This is a genomic window from Paenibacillus sp. LjRoot56, assembly GCF_964253335.1.
GTDB classification, from domain to species: domain Bacteria; phylum Bacillota; class Bacilli; order Paenibacillales; family NBRC-103111; genus Paenibacillus_E; species Paenibacillus_E allorhizoplanae.
Genome location: NZ_CAXURV020000001.1, coordinates 1,945,242 through 1,964,808, shown reverse-complemented (window position 1 = coordinate 1,964,808; position 19,567 = coordinate 1,945,242). Strand labels below are relative to the sequence as shown.

The window sequence follows — 19,567 nt, the reverse complement described above, 5'->3', positions numbered from 1 at the left end:
AGCCCTCCATTCCATAGGTAGTTCGCATACCTAGTAACTCAGACTGACAAAAACTCCCTTGCATTCACCAGTCTGAGTTGCTTGATCCGAAGAACGACTTCAATTAATTATCCGATTTGAACTTGATGGTTTTGCCTTTCGCTGTGGATGTAAGTTCCGCATAGTTATCGAAAATCGCTTTGCCTCCGAACTTCGTCATCACCTCTTGGCGATATTGCGGCCAGTTAGCAGCGTCCTTCTCTTTATACAAAATTTGAACATGAAGTTCATTCATCCGTTTGCGCATGGCTCCGATATCCATGCCTTCTTTAACAGTAAGAGCGGTACCCACTGATGGAAGAATCTTATATGAGTTGATTTTCTCAACAATTTTCTTATCTCGCTCGGTTACTTTAGGATCAATGATATTCAAACCGAACACTTCCGGTTTACGCGGTGTAAACCAACCATACACTTCAATAAAGTTGTTATTGTCGATCACATCTTTCTTATAGGCATCTTGATTGACTTCAATGTCTTTCCCATTGCGTTTGTAATCAACATTTTCTTTCCCGTAACGCGTCAGCAAGAAGCCTTCTTCTCCAGCGAGCCAATCCAGAATTTCAATAGAGCGCTGTACTTTGGCATCTGAGCTTTTGGAGCTGATCAAGAACGGATTTTGTGGAATTGTTTCAACCCAAGTACCGGTTTTTTCCCACGGATGAAACGGCTCCCAGTCTGCTGTTGTTTGACCTGCAGCCTTCGCTTTCATTTGCAATCCAGCCGGATTGTTATCAAAAGCAAGGTCTCTGCCTTGACCGATCACAATACCCGCTTTACCTTGTGCAGCTTTGTCAAAATGTTGACCATACTTGTTCAGGAACCAGTCTGGATCGACAACTTTCATATCCAGTAGCGTCTTAATATCAGTAAGAACATTTTGCATACGGATATCCGTTCGAACATCTATGAACTGATCATTTTCTACATACGTGTCACCAGCAAAGCCGTTTTTCAGGAATTCTGGGAAGTCCATCGATACGCTTGCACCGCCGCCTGCCGCTGTAAAACCATACGTATCATTCTTGCCATTACCGTCTGGATCATTGAACGTAAAAGCTTTCATGACACTTACAAGCTCGTCGTAGTTCGTTGGCATTTTCAAGTTAAGCTTATCCAACCAGTCTTTCCGAATATAGAAGGTACGGTAGTAGCTTGTTTCGTACGGCACGGGTGCACGCTTGAACGCACCTTGTACCTGATACGACTTCAAAGTTGCTTCCGACACCCAATTTTTGAAGTAGTTCGGCATTTTGGCCGGCGTGACAATCCCCGTCAAATCTCTTGCAACACCATCTCGGATGTAATTATTAGAAGGTACACCGTCAGCGTAGAACACATCGGGAATGTCGCCAGATGCGATCATCGTATTCAATTTATTGGTATAGTCTTGGCCAAACGGCAAGTAGGTCATTTTCAGTGAGACATTGAATTTCTCTTCAATCGCTTTCTTCACGAAGTCTTTATCGGCCGAAGGAAGTTGGGCGCTTGCATCTGCGATAACCATCCAACTCAGGTCTAGTTTTTCCTTCTTGGCATCTGGGCTCGACGACGTTGTCGCCGCCGTGTTCGCTGGGGAAGTAGAAGCCTCCTCTTTCGAACTCGTGCATGCGACAAGGACCAGCGAAGATGCTAATAATAGCGTAGTTACTTTTGATAACGTTTTCAAATGAAAGACCCCCCTGTTCGTTTTAGAAGAATGAGAACGAGTATGAAACTACGATCAAGCCATTTACTTCCGTCAAATCATTGGATACGAATCTTGCGTCGAAATAACCACTGCAGATCTACTTCCCGTTGTCACCTCCTCGTACTTAATACGTAACTGGCTTATAGCCAATTGGGGTAGAGCTGCTGTAAGACTTATCCTTTAACAGCGCCTAACAGCATGCCTTTGACGAAATATTTTTGTAGAAACGGATACACGATAAGAACTGGTATGATTGCCACCACAACGGTTGCCATCTTGATGGTTTCTGGCGGCATTGTATTTAATGAAGATTGAGAAATGGCAAGCTCCTGACTAATGGCCGGTGACACAATCATATTCCGCAACACAACCTGTATCGGATAAAGACTGCGATCATTTAAATACATGACCCCGCCGAAGTAAGCATTCCAGTGATTCACACCGTAGAACAATCCCAACGTTGCCATAATCGGCATCGAGAGCGGCAGCACAATTCGCATAAGTGTACCAATGTCGCTGCAGCCATCCACTTTCGCCGCCTCTTCAATTTCATAGGGTAGGCCTTCGAAGAAGGTCTTCATGATGAGAATATTAAAGGACGATACAAGACCTGGAATGATAAGTGCCCATAATGAATCCATCAACCCCGTGGCTTTCACGGTCAAATACATGGGGATGATCCCCCCTGAGAACAACATGGTAAACACAATGCCCATCAGGACGATATTGCGCCCCGGCAAAAATTTCTTCGATAACGGATAGGCCAGCATCGTCGTAATGGCTAAATTGCACGCTGTACCAACGACCGTTACGAATATCGATACTTGCAGAGCTTTGGGGACGGTGTTGCTGGAGAAAATCGTTTTGAATGCTTCGAATGTAATCGCATGCGGTACGATGACAAATCCACCGTTCTTGAGCACTTCCGTATAGGGTGTGATGGACATAATGAAGACAAAGTAGATTGGAAACAGCGTTGCTAAACAGAAAAGTCCGAGTACGGTGTAAAGAACGGCATCTACAATGCGGTCTGATTTGGTTTTCTTAAGCATGAATGGCATAACGATGCCTCCTTTACCAGATGCCGGACCCGCCGACTTTTTTGGCCAGTTTATTCGCTCCAATCACAAGTACCAGACCGATTACTGATTTGAATACACCCATTGCCGCTGGAACACTGAATTCCATTTGTTCAATACCTCTGCGGAAGATCCAGGTGTCAAGAATATCCCCCACATCATAAACGCGTGCGTTCAGGAATATGTATACTTGTTCGAAACCAGCATCCATAATATGTCCGATTCGCAAGATTAACAGTAAGATGAACACTTCACGAATACCGGGGAGCGTAATATGCCACAATTGCCGCCAACGACCTGCGCCATCAACAACGGCCGCTTCATATAATTCATGGTTGATCGAGGCCAGTGCTGCCAAATAGATGATGGCTCCGAAACCAGTACTTTTCCAAATATCTGACGTCACTAGCAGGGAACGGAAATAGTCCGAGTTGGTCAATACATCTAGTTCTCCCCAACCCATATCTCGAAAGAACGTCGTAATTAGTCCTGCACCAGGCGCAAAGAATGAAAACACAAGACCGTACACGATAATCCACGATAAGAAATGAGGCCCATAAGTGATCGTTTGTACAATCCTTTTAAACCAAGGAGCACGAATTTCATTTAAAATAAGTGCCAGCATCACATCAGGTAGCATGTTGAACAAAATACGATACACACTGATCAGCAGCGTATTTCGAACTAGACTAGGAAATTCTGGCGAGGCGAATATCGTTCGAAAATTATCGAAGCCAACCCATTCACTCCCCCATAATCCCTTCATGAGGTTATACTTCTTAAATGCAATCACGAGTCCGAACATCGGCACATAGTGATAAATAATGTAATACGCGATGCCCGGGACCATAAGTAAATACAACCATTTGTATCGGAGAAACGTTTTCCAAACATGCGTGGTCATTCGTCTTCTTCCTATGTGTTCACCGGATATCGACTTCACACTTGCTCGCATACCCCATCACCTCCTTTATTAATTGTTAAAGGAATCTGCTACTCCGGCGGGATTGGGTTGTTCATATCGCACGACAATACCCATCGATTTCTGCGGCTTTTCAAAACAGCTTTGATACATGGTAGGTAACTCTTCGAGTGCGCACTCATTGGTAATCAGCGATTGAATATCAATCCTTTTCTGTGCGATCAAACGTAAAAACTCCCCCATGTTCCTGCCTTCCGTCCAACGAACATAGCCTATCGGGTAATCGACACCTTGCTGCTCATAGGTTTCCTCATAGCGACCAGGACCGCCCGCACGTGAAATATGAACACTCGCTTCTTTCATAAATAGCAGATCCCGATCAAATTCCGTTCCAGTATCCCCGACGATCACAACGCGACCGCGATCCCGCAGCCAACCAATTGCATCATCTATCATACTAAACTTCCTATTACTCGCACAAAGCATGACCGCATCTGCACCTTTACAAGAAGGATCAGACTCCACTGCCCTCTGAAGTTCTTCCTTGGTGCGACAGGCTATCGCTCCAATAGCCTCAAGCGTTCGGCAGCGCTCCTCTATTAACTCTAAACCAATCACTTTATAGGACGCTGCATGTGCAATACGGGCGATCACTTGCCCAAGTATGCCAAGTCCCGCGATGATAATCGTTTCCCCGAAGCTTAGTTGTGCTTGACGCAAAGCATGTATCGCAATGGCACCAATACCGACAAATGCCGCTTCCTCCTGAGTCACGCCTTCTGGCACAGGTACGACCAAATGCTTGGGTACAAGCAGGAGTTCCCTATGGGCTGGCACTCCATAACAAGCTACTCGTTGTCCAGGGATGACGTGTGTAACACCTTCCCCTATTTCCATAACAATACCGCTGGCACTATAGCCTAAATTGGCATCCCCATTATTAGTTATCATCATTAGCTCGGTACCTACACTAACGACTGAGTATTCCGTTTTCACTTTGACAAATTGAGGAATCATTTCCGGGTTCGGAAGCTCCAACACTTGTGCTGACCCATTGATGCCCTTTACTGCTTTCATAACCCCTACCTCTTTTCTGGTTTATTTCTAATTTGTAAAGTACACCACAATGACTATTTTAGTTTGTTGTGGTTTGTTTCTGATGTTTTTTATTATAAGTAGCTGCCATGCGTGTTGTCAATAACTTTTTAATTTGGAATCGCTTACAATGTCAGTTAATCTAACACTCAATAACCATTTCCGCTTTATTACATAACATGAATATGACATAAAATAAGCCTATCTATGAAAAGACAGGCTCCAACGGTTATTCAATTATGATGTTTCCCTCTTTATGTCTCACCTTATCCGATTCAACTGGAAGAGATGACCTATCGACTCCTTCTTCTACACAGGCCATCATGAGTAAATAGGAATCATGGCTGAACGCTCCCTCCGCAATCTCATACTTGCCTCCAGAGAAACGAGAACCTATCGCTCTCATTTTATTAGGGCCGCTATGTATGTTGAAATGCGCCGTCTCGGCATCCATTGCTGAGCTTTTGCACTCGCCGATCACCCACGTTACGATTCCTGACACGTCTCCCCGTTTCAAATAGGCCTTTGCTGCATTCGTTCCACTGAACACAGCGCCGCCATCAACCGTGATGGACTGATCGTTCGCCCTCTTATCATCTGGATGAAATGCGCCCATGAATATCATGCCGCTATTCTCACAACCACCGCCTTGCATAACCACTTCCGAACACCAAACTTGAATGGGTTCTGCTTCTGGAGAAGCACCTCTAAACCAAGTATTGATCAGAACAAGTTTGTTAATACTCCCTAGGGAATTATCATCAACGTTGTGAAATTGGCAGTTCTGCATAGTGAAATCCGCCGTAACCGGGCGAAAACCCACTTGGGTATGAACAGGCGCACGAGCGATTTCAGCCCCCTTCGACATGCCAAAGGAACAGCCGTCAGCGAGATTACTCCGCTTTGAGCGTGATGAGCTCTGCGAAAGTGTAAGCATCGTGTCAGCCGTACAACCGCGCATATGCAGCCCATCTGTGTTGGCCCAAATCGTACCGGAATCGACCAACCCTTCTTTCCAGACGGCATGAACATCCTCCAGTGTCAAATCCGTAATTCGCTTGTGCGCAACTACACGCGAGGCAACATGTTTCTTCACGGTGATCCGTTTTGCACTATCCCCCCACGTTGTACCACTGTTGGCAAACGACAACAAACCCGAATTCCCGATAAAAGTGAGATCATGCTCATATTGACCGTGCGTGACAAAAGAACCATGTTCATCGCCATCACCATGGCAGTTCTCCACCATGCAATAAGCTCCACATGTGAAATCGTTTAAGTGACGTGCGTTGCTTGTATGACAATCTCGGACATGACCGTACAACACGTTGAGTTGCTGCGTCAGGTATCCGGTTCCTCCCCAAATCACTTCCTCTGGGTTCATTAGCCTGCAACGCTCTGTCACAAAATGGGTACAGTAACGCCGCTCAATGACCGGCCAGAAAACCTTGCTGGCTGTGACGTCGCTAACATTGCAAGCTACGGCGAATTCATAGGCAATGGGATGTGATCCGATCTGATCCCAATCCTCAGATGGTTTTGCGCTCGTCGATCCATTGTCAGGCACAGAAACACCTATAAAATTCATATTCCTGATGTGACTGCGGAAGACAGGATGCATTTTCTTGAACGTGATTTCCCTTCCCGCAGCAAGCGTCCACCCGAGCTTATAATTCACACGAATATGGCTATCGTCTATGATTTCTGTGACCTGTAACATATAATCCAGCTCGCGCTGCGCATAGCCTTCTGGGTGGTTCTGGATCCTCGCTACCCACCAGTCTTCCACCTTAAAAGAAGCCGCGTCTAGCACCTCCAGTACATCGGATTGCTCTGGAAGATCAACAGAGAGTGTATGGGTCTGTGTTTCGCCCGTTGCTTTCCCCTGAAAAAAAATAACGGCTCCGAATGGATTGCTTTTCGCATTCAGCTCGATTCCGATCGTTGTGACACAATGACCTCCAAAATCGAGTTCGATATGACTTCTGTCATACGTATGTCTTCTGACAAAGTTAATATCAGAATGCGATTCAATCCGGTAAATCGATACATCATTCACCATCGCATCTAAAGCATCATCTGCATGCTTGGTTGCGTCTAGAATGCCGAACCACCGAAAATCTCCTACCCCGTTATGTACGGTCTTCCATCGACCGCTCCCACCATGTCTAGGATCATGAATCGTGCCGCCGTTGTCGGCTTCCGTGCTGCCAATCATCCAACGAACTAGCTTGGAGCCACCGTCTCCCTTTTGATAATACCCATCCACATAGACAAGCTGCCCATCCTTAATCGTATTAACTTGATACGCTAATAACTCTTCCAGATTTGATAGTTGTATCATCCTATGGCCTCCGTTTACTTCACTTTGCCTTCCAAGCCAATATCAAACAAAATTCAACCCTCCTGCATGAGGGAACGGAACGGGAAACAGTTGATTCAGCACATCATTCAGTGGTTCGGGAACGTTCAACTCAGCTTCCGGATCAAACAATACAGCAACAACCTCCTGCGCAGTCAAGCTTGCCATTTCCTTACCATCCAACAACAGAACAGCTCCATCTTCCGGCGCTTGGCGCATCAGCAATCTAGACGCAGCGGCAGGCGCTTTCTCTGACAAATACGGCAGCAACTCACTGAACAGCCGTTCCGGATTAAGGATATGCACAGTGCCATGGTTGCGCATCCTCTTCGATGGGAAATGCGAGAACACCTGGAGCATCCTAGTTTCATTCCACATCACTGGAATTTCTAATACGTCCAACTCCTGTTCCTGCAACGTAAACTGTAGAATAGCCGCTAACGCTTCCGGGCTGCCGCCCCGCTCTACAACAAAAGGAGCCGCAGCTTCCATCACTCTACCTTGATCAGGTATGGCAACGATGGCATACGCCGTGACTCGGTCAGATTCAAACACTGCGTATACAGCATGATGCATATGATAGCAACTTGCGATAGCCTCACTGTCTATCAAGATTGGGAGCTCATTCACTCCTTGTACATAACGAACTTCACGGCTTTCAGCCGCAGCATGAAGTCGGAAGCAATCCTCTGCATGAACACGTCGGATCTCGATGCCGGGATTGGCAATGAATGATTGAAAGGCCTCATGGTCATTCGTTATTTCGTATCGTGTGACCCGTCCAAAATAATGGCAACCGCTTCGCATATATAGCGGACCATCCCCCGAAACCAGGAGCATACTCGCGCCAATACGTTCAGCGTGCGTATGTACGTCTCGTAGCATGTTAGAAGCGATCTTCTTTCCCCGATAGTTCGGGTGTGTGCATACAGAGCCCAGAGACAGCACATTGAGTTTAGCAGCCGAGACATGTACAACAGAAGGGACAAGTCCCATGAAAGCGACCAGTTTCCCATTTTCAAATGCGCCGAATGACTGATTAAGGCGAGGATCGAACACATTCGGAAACGCTTTCAACATTGATTTCTGGCCTGCATCACGAAAAGTCTCATCCGAAAGGCGAACCGCTTGCTCCATTTCGTTTGCACGCACACGACGAACCTCGATCATGAAATGTCCTCCCCGGCGATACGGAATCACAATTCTCATCCGTTCTGATTCTTATCTAGTTTATTTTGAAATCAAATCTATCGGGTTTAGTTTCTTCTGGTTTGTTTCAGATTTGTTTTCAAATCCATAATTGATTAATTTCAGTCCGTTGTCAACCTTTTTTTAAAGCATCGACCTACGCCTATTTGTTATCACTTACATTCATTTTGTGCAGATATTGCTTAGGTGTACAGCCATTGAACCGTTTGAATAACTCATAGAAATGCGCCATATTCCCTATACCAACAGTCTCTGCAATTTCGTTCACACTGCGTTTTTCAGTAACGAGCAGCCGCTCCGCTTTCGAAATACGCTTCTGGTTAACATAGTCGATAAATGAGGCTCCCATCTTTTTCTTAAAATATTTCGAAAAGTAGGAGTAACTCATACCGGCGATTCGACTGACCGCGCCCATATCAATCTTCTCCGTCAAATGCTCGTCCACATAGGCAACAAGTGACCGAATGATATCCGCATCCCCATCCACATTGCCCTGTGTCGTTAACAACCCTCGATTGTCATGGCGAAGCAGCATTAAGAGCAGATGTTTGATATGCATGCTGACTGCAATTTCATAACCCTTCCCAGTCCCCATCACTTCATCATGGGTATCCGTAATAATCCTGGCAATTTCTTTCTTCACATGTTCGTTTTCTTGGAAAATATAATTTAGCGCTTCTAACGGATGAAAAATCTCCAGAAAATCCCGGTAATACCTCATCATAGCCCGATCGAAATACGGCTCAAGATCAATGTGAAGCACGATATAGACGAGGTCCTTATCGCTTATTTTGCGTCCTCTATGCAATTGCGAGGAGCCAATCAACAGGACATCTCCGGCTTTGAGCGAGTAAATATGATTCGGTGTTTGAATTTCGTGGATACCTTGCTCAACTAAAATGAATTCAATTTCTTTATGATAATGCCAGGTGTTTCCGTACTCCCCCTCTGCCCCCGATTGGGCGAAACGCCATACTTTCATGCATAAAGATGGGTTTTGATAGGGGATTGGTTCTTTATAAATGTCCATGTCTTTCAAACACCACGCTTCCACTAATAACAAATTTGGATATAAACTGAATAAATGTCCGCATATACGCTACCTCACAATACCTATATCATATTACTTAGTTACATATTTTCATACGATAATATGAGGAGTGAATTTGGCATGAAAATAGCGATCGTTGGTTGCGGGGGGATGGGGAATGTGCACGCCCTCAGCTATGTCAATATGCCTGATGTGGAGTTGACAGGTGTATGCGATCTGGATATCGAGCTAGCCCAAGCACTTTCCCTTACGACAGGGGCGCCTGCTTTTACATCTTTTGAAACTATGCTGAACGAGGCTGATTTCGATGTCGTCAGCGTGACACTGCCAAGCTACTTACATAAGGAATATACGTTAAAAGCGGCACAAGCCGGCAAACATGTGATATGTGAAAAACCACTTGCTCTTAACTTAGAAGATGCAGCAGCCATGATCCAAGGTTGCGAGCACTACGGCGTCCGCTTATTTGTCGGACATGTCGTTCGTTTTTTCCCCGAATATGTACAAATGAAGCAAGCCATCGATGAGGGCAAGTTAGGACGAGTCGGCGTCATTCATGCCAAACGAATCGGTTCACACCCTGGTGATGTCAGACCATGGTTCAAAGATTCCGAGAAAAGCGGAGGCGTCATTACCGATCTCATGATCCACGATATTGATTTTCTACGTTGGGCCATCGGCGAAGTGAAGTCCGTATATGGCTTGAACCAACGCGTCAATAACATTGATTATGCGCTAGTTACTCTTCTTTTTGAAAATGGAGCCGTTGCCAACGTGGAAGCCTTCTGGGGTTACCAAGGACCGTTCCAAACCGCCGTGGAAATTGCAGGAAGCAAAGGCATTATCCGCAGCGACAGCCAAAAAAGCAGTTCCCTGCATATCTGTAAAGCCCCTTCCGATTCAGAAGGCAGACGTTTCGCAGAAGTTCCGCAAAGTCCGGGATACGCTAGTCCTTATGATTTGGAGATTGCACATTTCATTCAGTGCATCCGAGATGGAAGTGAGCCCATCGTGACTGCGAAGGATGCCTATAAAGCACTAGAAATTACGATGGCTGCACTGGAATCAGTTCGCACGGGGAAATCTGTCCAGCTGAAGACGAGCTCAACGTTTGGGGAGGAAACAGTATGAAGAAATTAAAAGTAGGTATGATCAGTTTTGCGCACGGCCATGCATACTCTTATTTGGATTCACTACGAGCGATCTCGCAGGTGGAAGTCACGGGTTTTGCAGATGAGAGTCATAGCCGCGTGGAGAAAGTAATCGCTGCATATGGATTGCCTCATTATGAGCGTTATCAGGATTTACTCGCTACGGATCTGGATGCTGTCGTCATTTGTTCCGAGAACGTGCATCACGCAGAGATCACGATAGCAGCAGCGAAAGCCGGCAAACACGTGCTTTGTGAAAAGCCGCTTGGCGTTTCACTCTCGGAAATGGAAGCGATGATTGCCGCGTGTAAAGAAAATGGCGTTCAGTTGATGACAGCATTCCCATGCCGCTATTTGGCCTCAGTGGTTAAAGCTAAGGAGGCTATCGAGCAAGGCGAAATCGGGGAGATCGTTGCCATTAAGGGAACCAATCGCGGCTCACTCCCTTCCGGCTGGTTCCTTCAATCCGAGCTATCCGGTGGCGGTGCCTTATTAGATCATACCGTACACGTCATGGACTTGATGAATTGGATGACCCAATCCGAAGTGAAAGAAGTCTACGCTTATGCTGCAACATTATTTAATGAAGACTTAGCGATCGATGATGCGGGTATGATCCATGTCAAATTCGCGAGTGGAGTCGTCGGCGTCTTAGACACAAGCTGGTCGCGGAATGCGGCTTTCCCTACTTGGGGAGATGTGACGATGACGATTGTAGGTACGAAAGGAACGCTCTCCATCGATGCTTTTGCTCAAAAGAACGAACTATATAGCCTAGATAACGGGAAGGGCCAATGGAATTTCTGGGGTGACTCCATGGATGCTTACTTAGTGAAAGCATTTGTTCAAGCGTTGCTGAATGGCGAACAGGTGCCGATCACAGGGGAAGATGGATTACGTTCAACCGTTGTCGCCTTAGCGGGTTACAAATCCGTGGCTCTGGGGCAACCCGTTGTGCTGTAAGTGTGAGCTAGACGATCTACACAAGTCTGTAATAATTGCCACCTCGTTGCAAGGTGCTTTTTCCTGCGGAGTATGATACATTTTGTACAGATAAGAAGAGGTTCGCAAACTCCCTCTCTAAAAAACTATGAAATGAGGATTTACCCATGGCAGGAAGAAGTAATGAAGACTTGAAAGAGATTACCCTTCTGGGCAATCAAGGCACGAAGTATGTGTTCAATTATGACCCTACACTCTTAGAAGCATTTGATAATAAGCACCCCGATCGGGCTTATTTCGTCAAATTTAACTTCCCGGAGTTCACAAGCTTATGTCCTGTAACTGGACAACCGGATTTCGCTACCCTCTACATTTCGTATATTCCTACGATCAAAATGGTGGAGAGCAAATCCTTGAAACTTTACCTATTCAGCTTCCGCAATCACGGTGATTTCCATGAGGATTGTGTCAATATTATTATGAATGATCTCATCGATTTGATGAATCCGCGCTATATCGAAGTATGGGGCAAGTTCACGCCTCGCGGCGGCATCTCCATTGATCCTTACTGTAACTGGGGTCAACCAGGTACGAAGTACGAAGCCATGGCTGAGCATCGCTTGATGAATCATGATCTATATCCAGAGAAGATTGATAATCGCTAGGATACCAGCAGAAATAGAAAAGCTTGATCAATTCCCAGTAGTGCACTGGGCTTGATCAAGCTTTTTTCAATCTTATATATCCTTGTCTTTGTCCTTGCCCCGGATTACCGTCAAGAGATAAGACTTCATGGACGAATCTTCTGCGGTAACGACAATAGCAATTTCATTCGGACCAGGATGCAATTTGATTGTTTTAGAAGGAGAACCGCTTACAACAGTTTCTCCGTCTACGGTCACAGTAGCTGTGCTATCTGATGTGGTTGGTGTTACTTGTATTTTAGAATTCCCAGTAGATACATTGACCGTTTGGGTTGTAAGCAAAGGGTTAAATACAAACGTACCCGCGTCGATAGTTAGGTCACTTAAATTCGCATTGTCTGAGAGTAAACGCGTTACCACTAGTCGATAAGTCTTCGTCGTTGTATCTTCTGCGGTAACGACAAGTACTATGACATTTTCACCAACCTGCAGTTGAACGGCTTTGGAAGGTGATCCACTAACAACTGGAGTACCGTTTACGGTCAAAGCAGCCTCGCCGCTTCCTGTCGTTGGTGTAATGATAAGCTCAGACGTGCTTTTTGGAACAGAAGACACATACTCCGTCACTGCTGGATCAAATGCCGGGCTTAATGTACCAGCATTTACCTCCAAACCACTTAACGTACTGTCCGTAGAAGGCCATACCTCTGTCGCAGTAACTCCAGCTGCCTTATCATAATTGGTGCCCAAATTGTTTAAGCGATTCTTATTTACCAAAATGTTAGCACCAGCTTGTAATTGAATGCCATTTGCATTTCCAGTAAGGACATTTCCTTCAATTTGCACATTCTGAGGATCACCAGCGCCGATAAAGTTAGCATTCTGATCCCCTCTATCATGCTCCAGCAAAATGCCCCAATAATTAGACGCCGTATTATTTCGAATAATGTTATTAACAATACGAGTTCCCGGCCCATTTAGAATATTGATACCTACTGCATTTTCGACCGATGTTGTATTTTCGATAATATTGTTCTCAATCAACGTTTCTGGCGTACCCATCGTGACAACAATGCCTTCTCGCGAATTACGGATCACATTGTCATGAATGTGGTTATTTGGGCCGGATTTACTATGATTAGAAGGAGCTGTTCCCCCCGTATTACCAAGGCCCACACCTCCGCCTGTCAAAATATTCTCGATGGTGTTGCCGTACACCTCATTTAAATATTCTAACTCACCATGAAGATCAATGGCGTCTAATTTGGTATTCATATAATGATTGTTACGCAAAACGTTATTGTGCGCGACATTTTGGATTAGGGAACCATGACGTAAATACGGTCCTTCAAACGTTGAATCTTCAACAACATTCCAATACGTATCATTGTCGAAACCAAGTCGATCCACCTTCGGCATCCCTTGAATGGAGGTTCCGTAACCTGCTCCGCCTCCACCTAGATCTGTTGCATTTCGGAATGTGCTGTGGCGAACAACCACATCATGACTGTTCTCAATACGGATAGCCATCCGTCTAAAACGTTCCACCGTAACATGATCAATCGTCACATTATAGGATGGAATTTCTCCATAGTTAGCTATAGCAATGCTGCTATCGGGACCACCTGCATCGGGATTGTTCGTTGCATGCTCTAACGAAAAGTTACGATTCCAAGTCGATGTGATCGTCAAGTTTGAAACCTTAATATCGTGTTGACTTGATGACTTCACAACGGAACTATTTTTAATATCATCGATGCTGGATTTCAAGATAGTGCCACTTTCACTTTCACCACGTAAATTCACGCCGGACTTCAACTTCAAATTCACAAAGCCATCAGGCGAAGTGATTAAGTTATACACACCGTTTGGCAGGTAAACTTCGTCTCCTGGAGAAGCAGCATTAATGGCATTTTGAATCGCAACACGGTCATCATTCGCATTATCTGCAGGATCCGCACCATAACTAGTTACATTAAGGGTTGCTCCTGTGACAGGGTTCGGTGTATGCAGCGCATGTACAGTGCCATCTGGATTCGTTAATCCTGCTTTGGTGAAAGGAACCGTCCCTGGAGGAGCAGTTGGTGTAATGTTCGGTACTATGGCAACTGGAGTGTCGCCTGTTAGATAGGGTGCATAGATCATGACATCCGTTAAGCTGGTAAACGTGCTGCCATCTGAGTTCCCATGTCCTATGATACGCACGAAACGAGCATCCGTATCTGGAATATCAAAAGCTTGCATATTTGCTGTGGTCGCACGGCTGTTTCCACTCCATATATTTGTCCATGCTATAGCATCATTAGAAGTCTCAATATCAATTCGAGTGGAGCGCAGATCACCTTTATAAAATGCGATACCTACATAGCCGATTCGTTTGGTTTGACCTAAATCAAACATGATATACTGACCATCACCTGATGCTGACCAGCGACTGTATAGGTTATTATCTAATGTATTGCTCTCCACATTCCCGTCACTGCTGCTCGCATTTACATCGACAATCGGAATCGGTGTAACAGGCGCTGACAAGGTTGTTGTATTGTAGGTCAAAGGTTCTGTCGAGTAGTTTCCAGCTACGTCTCCAGCATAGACGGCATAAGATACACTAGTATTCGGTGTCAGGCCTTGAGCCGTATACGTGTTACTGCCCGCAATGGTTGCTGTAAGTGCGCCATCTTGGTAAAGCTTATAGTTTGCTACGGAGCTATCATCTGTTGCTGCTGGCCAAACAAGCTGCACAAAGTCTGTACCTAGATTAATTGACTTTAAGGCAGCACCTGCAGGCCATTGTGGCGGCGTAGTATCGCTTTGCACAATGCGCTTCACAAGAAGCTGCGTTTCCGGATTAGAGACGGAGGTATTATCTTTGGAATAGATGTTGACTGATTTCCCTGATGATAGCGAATCTGCAACCACAAAGGATACAATGCCATCCGCTAAATGTTGCCTCACATAGTCAGAGACATCAATGTCATGATAAATCGGCTTAGCGCCATTTAAGGTAGTAATCGTAAATTGACCGACCTGCTCCATTTGCTGAAGATCTTTTTGAAGGGCAGAAGCATTGTTCCATGTAAACGTATTTTCCTGCCACGAATTATCGTTTAATCCAAAAACCTGAAAATCCGCTGTCGTCAGGTTGGTTCCTAATTTAGCAGATACTTGCAAAATAAATTTATAACTCGGATCTGAAGCTGCCGTCACATCAAATTTAAAATACATGTATTTCTTTTGGGTACTCGTAGAAGAGATACTGAAGAGTCCGTCCGTTGTACCATTCCTTCTATCGTAATTCGTATCCGCGAGTGTTGGCGTAGCCGTATCCCCGCTCTTCCACGCGATCGCTGCATCCGCCGCAGGGGGAAGTTTCACAACCTCAACCTCAAGATCTGCTGCCATTCCTGCTACAGGAAGGAGCAACGACAATATCATGGAAAACATAAGCATGATTGCAAACTTTTTTTGGACATTATGAAATTTCATTGTAGCAAAACTCCTTATCCTTAAAATGATATATTTGTAAGCGTATACATAAATGATGATACATGCTTTCCGCTCGATTTAATTGTCATTTATTTAGGTTCGGGAGTGACTAAATTCGGATTTTCACAAAAAAACCGATCCCAAAAGGATCGGTTCAAGTTCATTCATCCACGTTATCTTAGTACAAAGGCTGTGGCGTATACGGCTGCGGACATTGCGGGTACGGCAAAATATCTCTCACTTGATTAAACGTATAGTGCTTCGTAGCGAATTGCGTATGGTATAAATATTCAATGACGTAGATCGAGCCGCCTTGTACACTGCACAGAATGCCAGATACCCCGGTACCATCCATCAGGGAAACACCAACGGGCCTTCCGATTAAGGCGTAAGCTTTTTGCTGAATAGGCATAAGACATCATCTCCTGATGTACCGTATGCCGTCCCGCGCCCAAAGGTTCAAGCTCAAGTTAACTTTTCCACGCCCACCCGTCCGGAGAAAAAGGTAGCCCCACCGCCCATATCCGCCACGCGATCTGGCGTCAGGACATTCACGCGCGTCTTGCTGCCTGGCGTATCCGCCCATAGCCCTTGACTGACAGCTACCCCGCGCTGCACATCGCGACCAGCCATAACGACAAGCTCGCACTCGCCGCGCTCGTTCCACACCCGTGCGAGATCACCGCTGGCCAAGCCCAAAGCCGATGCATCGTCTTCATGCATATGCAGCTTAGGCACTTTCTCCATGCGAACATGCTTTTCGTTATGAGCAAAAGTTGAATTCAAGAAGTTATGATTCGGCGCCGGAATGAACATAAATGGCAAATCACTGACCTCAGCAAGTGGCACATACGTTGGAAGCGCTGGAAACCCCTTACTCGCCATGTCGGCCGAATAGAGCTCGATTTTGCCGCTAGGCGTCCGAAGTTTCCCAGGAAATAATGGAGTAATCTCCGCCTTCATGAATCCTGTGTCCAGCAACGCATCATAGGTTATTTCAGCTATAGCCGGATTGCCAGGATGATTCAAAGCCTGACGAACCATATCCTCATCGCTGTCCCGCAGCGCTTCATCTTCGTAGCCCATCATCGAAGCAAGCAGTCGGAACACATCCACATTCGCTTTGCTCTCGCCATACGGCGCAATTACTGGCAGTTGAAGATGCACATAGTGATGCCAATAGGAGCGATAGAAGTCTGTATTTTCAAAAGAGGACGTCGCTGGCAGCACAATATCCGCATACTTGGCTGTTTCCGTTAAGAACAGATCATGCACGACAGTGAATAAATCTTCTCGCTCCAGTCCTTCTTTCACTTTATTCGCATGGGGAGCGACCAACGCTGGGTTGGAATTATACACGTATAACGCATGGATTGGCGGATCTAGCTCGAGCAAAGCGCTGCCAAGCAAGTTCATATTGATTTGTCGAGCTTCCTTCTTACGCAAATCCGGTCGCTGCAAGGCCGGCAAATTATGCTCCAAATAGGCGCCATTCCCTTTGATTGCACCGCCGCCTTGATGCAGCCACTGTCCTGTTAGAGCTGGCAAGCAAGCGATAGTCCGCACGCACATGCCGCCGTTATCATGATGCTGAATCCCGTTCCCTATACGAATAAAGGAAGGGGATGTCTCACCATATAAACGAGCAAGGCGATAAATGTCCTCGACAGGCACGCCTGTAATCTCGGATACGCTGTCAGGATCATATGACTTCACATGCTCCCTAAGCTCCTCATACCCTAGCGTGTATTGCTCTAGGAAAGCCTGATCCGTCAGATTCTCAGCGAACAGAATGTGCATCATGCCAAGTGCCAGAGCCGCGTCCGTTCCCGGCAAAATGGGAATGAACCAGTCCGCCCAGCGGCCTGTTTGGTTTTTATGCGCATCAATGACGATGATTTGCGCGCCCTGTTTGCGGGCTTTCTCAGCCAGCATAACCTGATGCATATTCGTGCTGACCGCATTGATGCCCCACATGATGATCAGCTTCGCATGCACCGTATCCTCGGGATCGGTCCCATAGCTGCCGCCCATCGTATATTTGTAGCCCTCGGTGCCGGCAGATTCGCAAATGGCATACAGCAGACGGCTGGCTCCCATCCGATGGAAGAAGCGACGATCCATACCTTCCGTCCCAATCCGTCCCATATTGCCATAGAAACTATAAGGCAATATGGCTTCTGGGCCTTCCGAGGCAATCAATTCTTTCCAGCGACTCGTGATCGTTTCCAATGCCTCATCCCAGGAAATCCGCCTAAAAGAGGCCTCCTCCCCCTTGGGGCCGACTCGTTTCATGGGATACTGCAGCCTTTTATCATCATAAATACGTGCCGTCATGTTGCGAACTTTGTTGCATATGGCTCCCTGTGTCACGGGGTGATCAGGGTCTCCTTCTATTTTAACAATCTTCCCGTCTTCTTTATGAAGCAGTAAACCGCACTGATCTGGACAGTCCAGTGGGCAAACGGCTGGAAAGATACCTTGTTGTTCTTCCGTCATCGTGGTCGTCATTGTTGTGCGCATGATCTTCTTTCGTAGCTCCCTTCCACATACATCATTTCTTTACTATATACCGAAATGGAATGGAAGTGAAACCGCGCACTTTTAGTACAATTGTTCAGCTGACCAATCTCCCTCTAAGGGATGACCGCTCAAATGAGGTAGCTTTAAAGCCTTAATCGCTTGCTGTAAATAGTCACCATTCCAACGAGTGTCCTGTAATTTGGATAATGTGGACGTGTGAACAGCGCCATTCTCTTGATACAACTGTGCGAGCGAATTCATATCTTTTGTATAAAATGAAGCGTCCCATCTGACTTTGGTCATAATGGCAACGGCAATCTCAACGGGGATCCCTTTAATTCGGGAAATTAGCTCTGCCGCTGCATCGGGATCATTGCGAATAAAGGCGTGTACTCGGAGATGTGCTTTCAAATAAGCGATGGTATCTCCTTCATGATGATGAACCCACCTCTCGTCTGCGACGACACCCGTAAGGTAATCTTCCCCAATTCCTTCTTGAAAAAGCACGTTGCCGACTCCATTATAGTTAACCAAAGAGATATAAGGCTCCCACATGGCACATCCTGCAATTTTCCTTTTTACAATCCCCGCCATACTCTCATCCATTTCTTTGTGAATGACCTGATCTCCGCCCCCTCCCAGTGATTGGAGCAGCTTCGATAACCGTCTACCTGCACTCGATTGTGCGGCCGACGTGAGTGACCAACCACAAATTTCCGAAATATCACTTGGCTCCAGCCCTTTGCGTAAAATGAGCGAAATCCCTTGTCCACCGGAGGTTTTACCATCAAAAGCAATTAGAACTGGTTTAAAAGCCGGGAACGTCTGACACAGCGAAGCACCTAGGACAATCGGATAGTCTCCCAACGACGCAATCTGAATGCTGCCGCCTACCATCCCTTGCAGAAGCACCGCACCGTTAGCACCATCGAACCATTTCACCTGAACCACACGACTTGGATTGGCTGCGGCAAGCTCTTCTTCCAACCAACCCAGCTCTTTCATGATGAGAGATGTCCACATATGAGCTGTTCCACTCTGATAACCAACCGTTAATGTTGGGCTTTCTTGCGTAGATATGGTAGACGATGCTCCTGCTGTAAATACAGGATTTTGTAGACTAACCGCATGGAGACGTACCCATTGCTCTAATTCTTTCTTATCAATTAAGATCTCTTTGCCAATTTTCACAAAAGGAAGTTGCTTTAATTTACGCCACCGATCAAAGGTCGAACGGCTAACACCGAGTAAATCAATCGCTTCCTGCAAGGGTATCAGATTGAATCGCTGCATGGACATCAAAGTCACCTCGATTGGGTTCATAATGGTCATTCATCGTCATTCCTGTTCATGTGTCGCCAATTTATTGACAGA

Annotated in this window: 14 protein-coding genes and 1 riboswitch; of the genes, 3 read left to right on the top strand and 11 right to left on the bottom strand. The window is 46.0% G+C overall.

Annotation, left to right across the window (positions count from 1 at the left end):
* Positions 1-103: 103 nt before the first annotated feature.
* The 7 genes from ACSQ8O_RS08770 to ACSQ8O_RS08740 form a co-directional block, all read right to left on the bottom strand.
* The gene (locus tag ACSQ8O_RS08770; RefSeq protein WP_436241254.1) at positions 104-1,708 is read right to left on the bottom strand and encodes a hypothetical protein; all 1,605 of its coding nucleotides are present in this window, start codon (positions 1,706-1,708) and stop codon (positions 104-106) included.
* Positions 1,709-1,902: 194 nt separating this feature from the next.
* Positions 1,903-2,790, bottom strand: a complete 888-nt coding sequence (locus tag ACSQ8O_RS08765; protein WP_056609303.1) for a carbohydrate ABC transporter permease — start codon at positions 2,788-2,790, stop codon at positions 1,903-1,905.
* Positions 2,791-2,803: 13 nt separating this feature from the next.
* Positions 2,804-3,763, bottom strand: coding sequence for an ABC transporter permease (locus tag ACSQ8O_RS08760; RefSeq protein ID WP_436241253.1), 960 nt, complete (start codon positions 3,761-3,763; stop codon positions 2,804-2,806).
* A gap of 18 nt (positions 3,764-3,781) precedes the next feature.
* Positions 3,782-4,807 carry a zinc-dependent alcohol dehydrogenase gene (locus ACSQ8O_RS08755; RefSeq protein ID WP_436241252.1) on the bottom strand — a complete coding sequence of 342 codons (1,026 nt, stop codon included), beginning with the start codon at positions 4,805-4,807 and terminating at the stop codon, positions 3,782-3,784.
* Positions 4,808-5,054: 247 nt separating this feature from the next.
* Positions 5,055-7,169 (bottom strand): hypothetical protein, encoded by a 2,115-nt coding sequence (locus tag ACSQ8O_RS08750; RefSeq protein WP_436241251.1) that lies wholly within the window; start codon positions 7,167-7,169, stop codon positions 5,055-5,057.
* Between the two features lie 42 nt (positions 7,170-7,211).
* Positions 7,212-8,357, bottom strand: a complete 1,146-nt coding sequence (locus ACSQ8O_RS08745) for a GNAT family N-acetyltransferase (RefSeq protein ID WP_436241250.1) — start codon at positions 8,355-8,357, stop codon at positions 7,212-7,214.
* A gap of 181 nt (positions 8,358-8,538) precedes the next feature.
* Positions 8,539-9,378 (bottom strand): AraC family transcriptional regulator, encoded by an 840-nt coding sequence (locus ACSQ8O_RS08740; protein ID WP_436241249.1) that lies wholly within the window; start codon positions 9,376-9,378, stop codon positions 8,539-8,541.
* 189 nt (positions 9,379-9,567) lie between these two features.
* On the opposite strand from ACSQ8O_RS08740, the gene ACSQ8O_RS08735 reads away from it, so the two are divergent.
* From ACSQ8O_RS08735 to queF, 3 genes are all read left to right on the top strand, one after another.
* Positions 9,568-10,578: a Gfo/Idh/MocA family protein gene (locus tag ACSQ8O_RS08735; RefSeq protein WP_436241248.1), complete on the top strand. Its 1,011-nt coding sequence runs from the start codon at positions 9,568-9,570 to the stop codon at positions 10,576-10,578.
* Positions 10,575-11,561 (top strand): Gfo/Idh/MocA family protein, encoded by a 987-nt coding sequence (locus tag ACSQ8O_RS08730; protein WP_436241247.1) that lies wholly within the window; start codon positions 10,575-10,577, stop codon positions 11,559-11,561. The genes ACSQ8O_RS08735 and ACSQ8O_RS08730 overlap by 4 nt, the downstream gene beginning before the upstream one ends.
* 91 nt (positions 11,562-11,652) lie before the next feature.
* A riboswitch (PreQ1 riboswitch) is annotated at positions 11,653-11,696 on the top strand.
* A gap of 11 nt (positions 11,697-11,707) precedes the next feature.
* On the top strand, positions 11,708-12,205 hold the full coding sequence (gene queF / locus ACSQ8O_RS08725) for a preQ(1) synthase (RefSeq protein ID WP_056609292.1): 498 nt from the start codon (positions 11,708-11,710) through the stop codon (positions 12,203-12,205).
* A 72-nt stretch (positions 12,206-12,277) separates the two neighbouring features.
* Here the strand turns inward: queF and ACSQ8O_RS08720 are convergent, their stop codons facing one another.
* From ACSQ8O_RS08720 to ACSQ8O_RS08705, 4 genes are all read right to left on the bottom strand, one after another.
* A complete protein-coding gene (locus tag ACSQ8O_RS08720; protein WP_436241246.1) occupies positions 12,278-15,670 on the bottom strand; it encodes a cadherin-like beta sandwich domain-containing protein in 3,393 nt (1,130 codons plus the stop codon).
* A 178-nt stretch (positions 15,671-15,848) separates the two neighbouring features.
* Positions 15,849-16,082, bottom strand: coding sequence for a hypothetical protein (locus ACSQ8O_RS08715; protein WP_436241245.1), 234 nt, complete (start codon positions 16,080-16,082; stop codon positions 15,849-15,851).
* A gap of 53 nt (positions 16,083-16,135) precedes the next feature.
* Positions 16,136-18,193 carry a molybdopterin oxidoreductase family protein gene (locus ACSQ8O_RS08710; RefSeq protein WP_436241244.1) on the bottom strand — a complete coding sequence of 686 codons (2,058 nt, stop codon included), beginning with the start codon at positions 18,191-18,193 and terminating at the stop codon, positions 16,136-16,138.
* A gap of 81 nt (positions 18,194-18,274) precedes the next feature.
* Positions 18,275-19,525, bottom strand: coding sequence for a helix-turn-helix domain-containing protein (locus ACSQ8O_RS08705; protein ID WP_436241243.1), 1,251 nt, complete (start codon positions 19,523-19,525; stop codon positions 18,275-18,277).
* Positions 19,526-19,567: the final 42 nt, after the last annotated feature.

Bases quoted from the DNA above. Each gene is read 5' to 3' on its own strand.
- ACSQ8O_RS08715 (WP_436241245.1), bottom strand. From the start codon at position 16,082: ATGCCTATTCAGCAAAAAGCTTACGCCTTAATCGGAAGGCCCGTTGGT.
- ACSQ8O_RS08705 (WP_436241243.1), bottom strand. From the start codon at position 19,525: ATGACCATTATGAACCCAATCGAGGTGACTTTGATGTCCATGCAGCGA.
- queF (WP_056609292.1), top strand. From the start codon at position 11,708: ATGGCAGGAAGAAGTAATGAAGACTTGAAAGAGATTACCCTTCTGGGC.
- ACSQ8O_RS08710 (WP_436241244.1), bottom strand. From the start codon at position 18,193: ATGCGCACAACAATGACGACCACGATGACGGAAGAACAACAAGGTATC.
- ACSQ8O_RS08720 (WP_436241246.1), bottom strand. From the start codon at position 15,670: ATGAAATTTCATAATGTCCAAAAAAAGTTTGCAATCATGCTTATGTTT.
- ACSQ8O_RS08730 (WP_436241247.1), top strand. From the start codon at position 10,575: ATGAAGAAATTAAAAGTAGGTATGATCAGTTTTGCGCACGGCCATGCA.
- ACSQ8O_RS08760 (WP_436241253.1), bottom strand. From the start codon at position 3,763: ATGCGAGCAAGTGTGAAGTCGATATCCGGTGAACACATAGGAAGAAGA.
- ACSQ8O_RS08735 (WP_436241248.1), top strand. From the start codon at position 9,568: ATGAAAATAGCGATCGTTGGTTGCGGGGGGATGGGGAATGTGCACGCC.
- ACSQ8O_RS08755 (WP_436241252.1), bottom strand. From the start codon at position 4,807: ATGAAAGCAGTAAAGGGCATCAATGGGTCAGCACAAGTGTTGGAGCTT.
- ACSQ8O_RS08745 (WP_436241250.1), bottom strand. From the start codon at position 8,357: ATGATCGAGGTTCGTCGTGTGCGTGCAAACGAAATGGAGCAAGCGGTT.
- ACSQ8O_RS08740 (WP_436241249.1), bottom strand. From the start codon at position 9,378: ATGAAAGTATGGCGTTTCGCCCAATCGGGGGCAGAGGGGGAGTACGGA.
- ACSQ8O_RS08750 (WP_436241251.1), bottom strand. From the start codon at position 7,169: ATGATACAACTATCAAATCTGGAAGAGTTATTAGCGTATCAAGTTAAT.
- ACSQ8O_RS08765 (WP_056609303.1), bottom strand. From the start codon at position 2,790: ATGCCATTCATGCTTAAGAAAACCAAATCAGACCGCATTGTAGATGCC.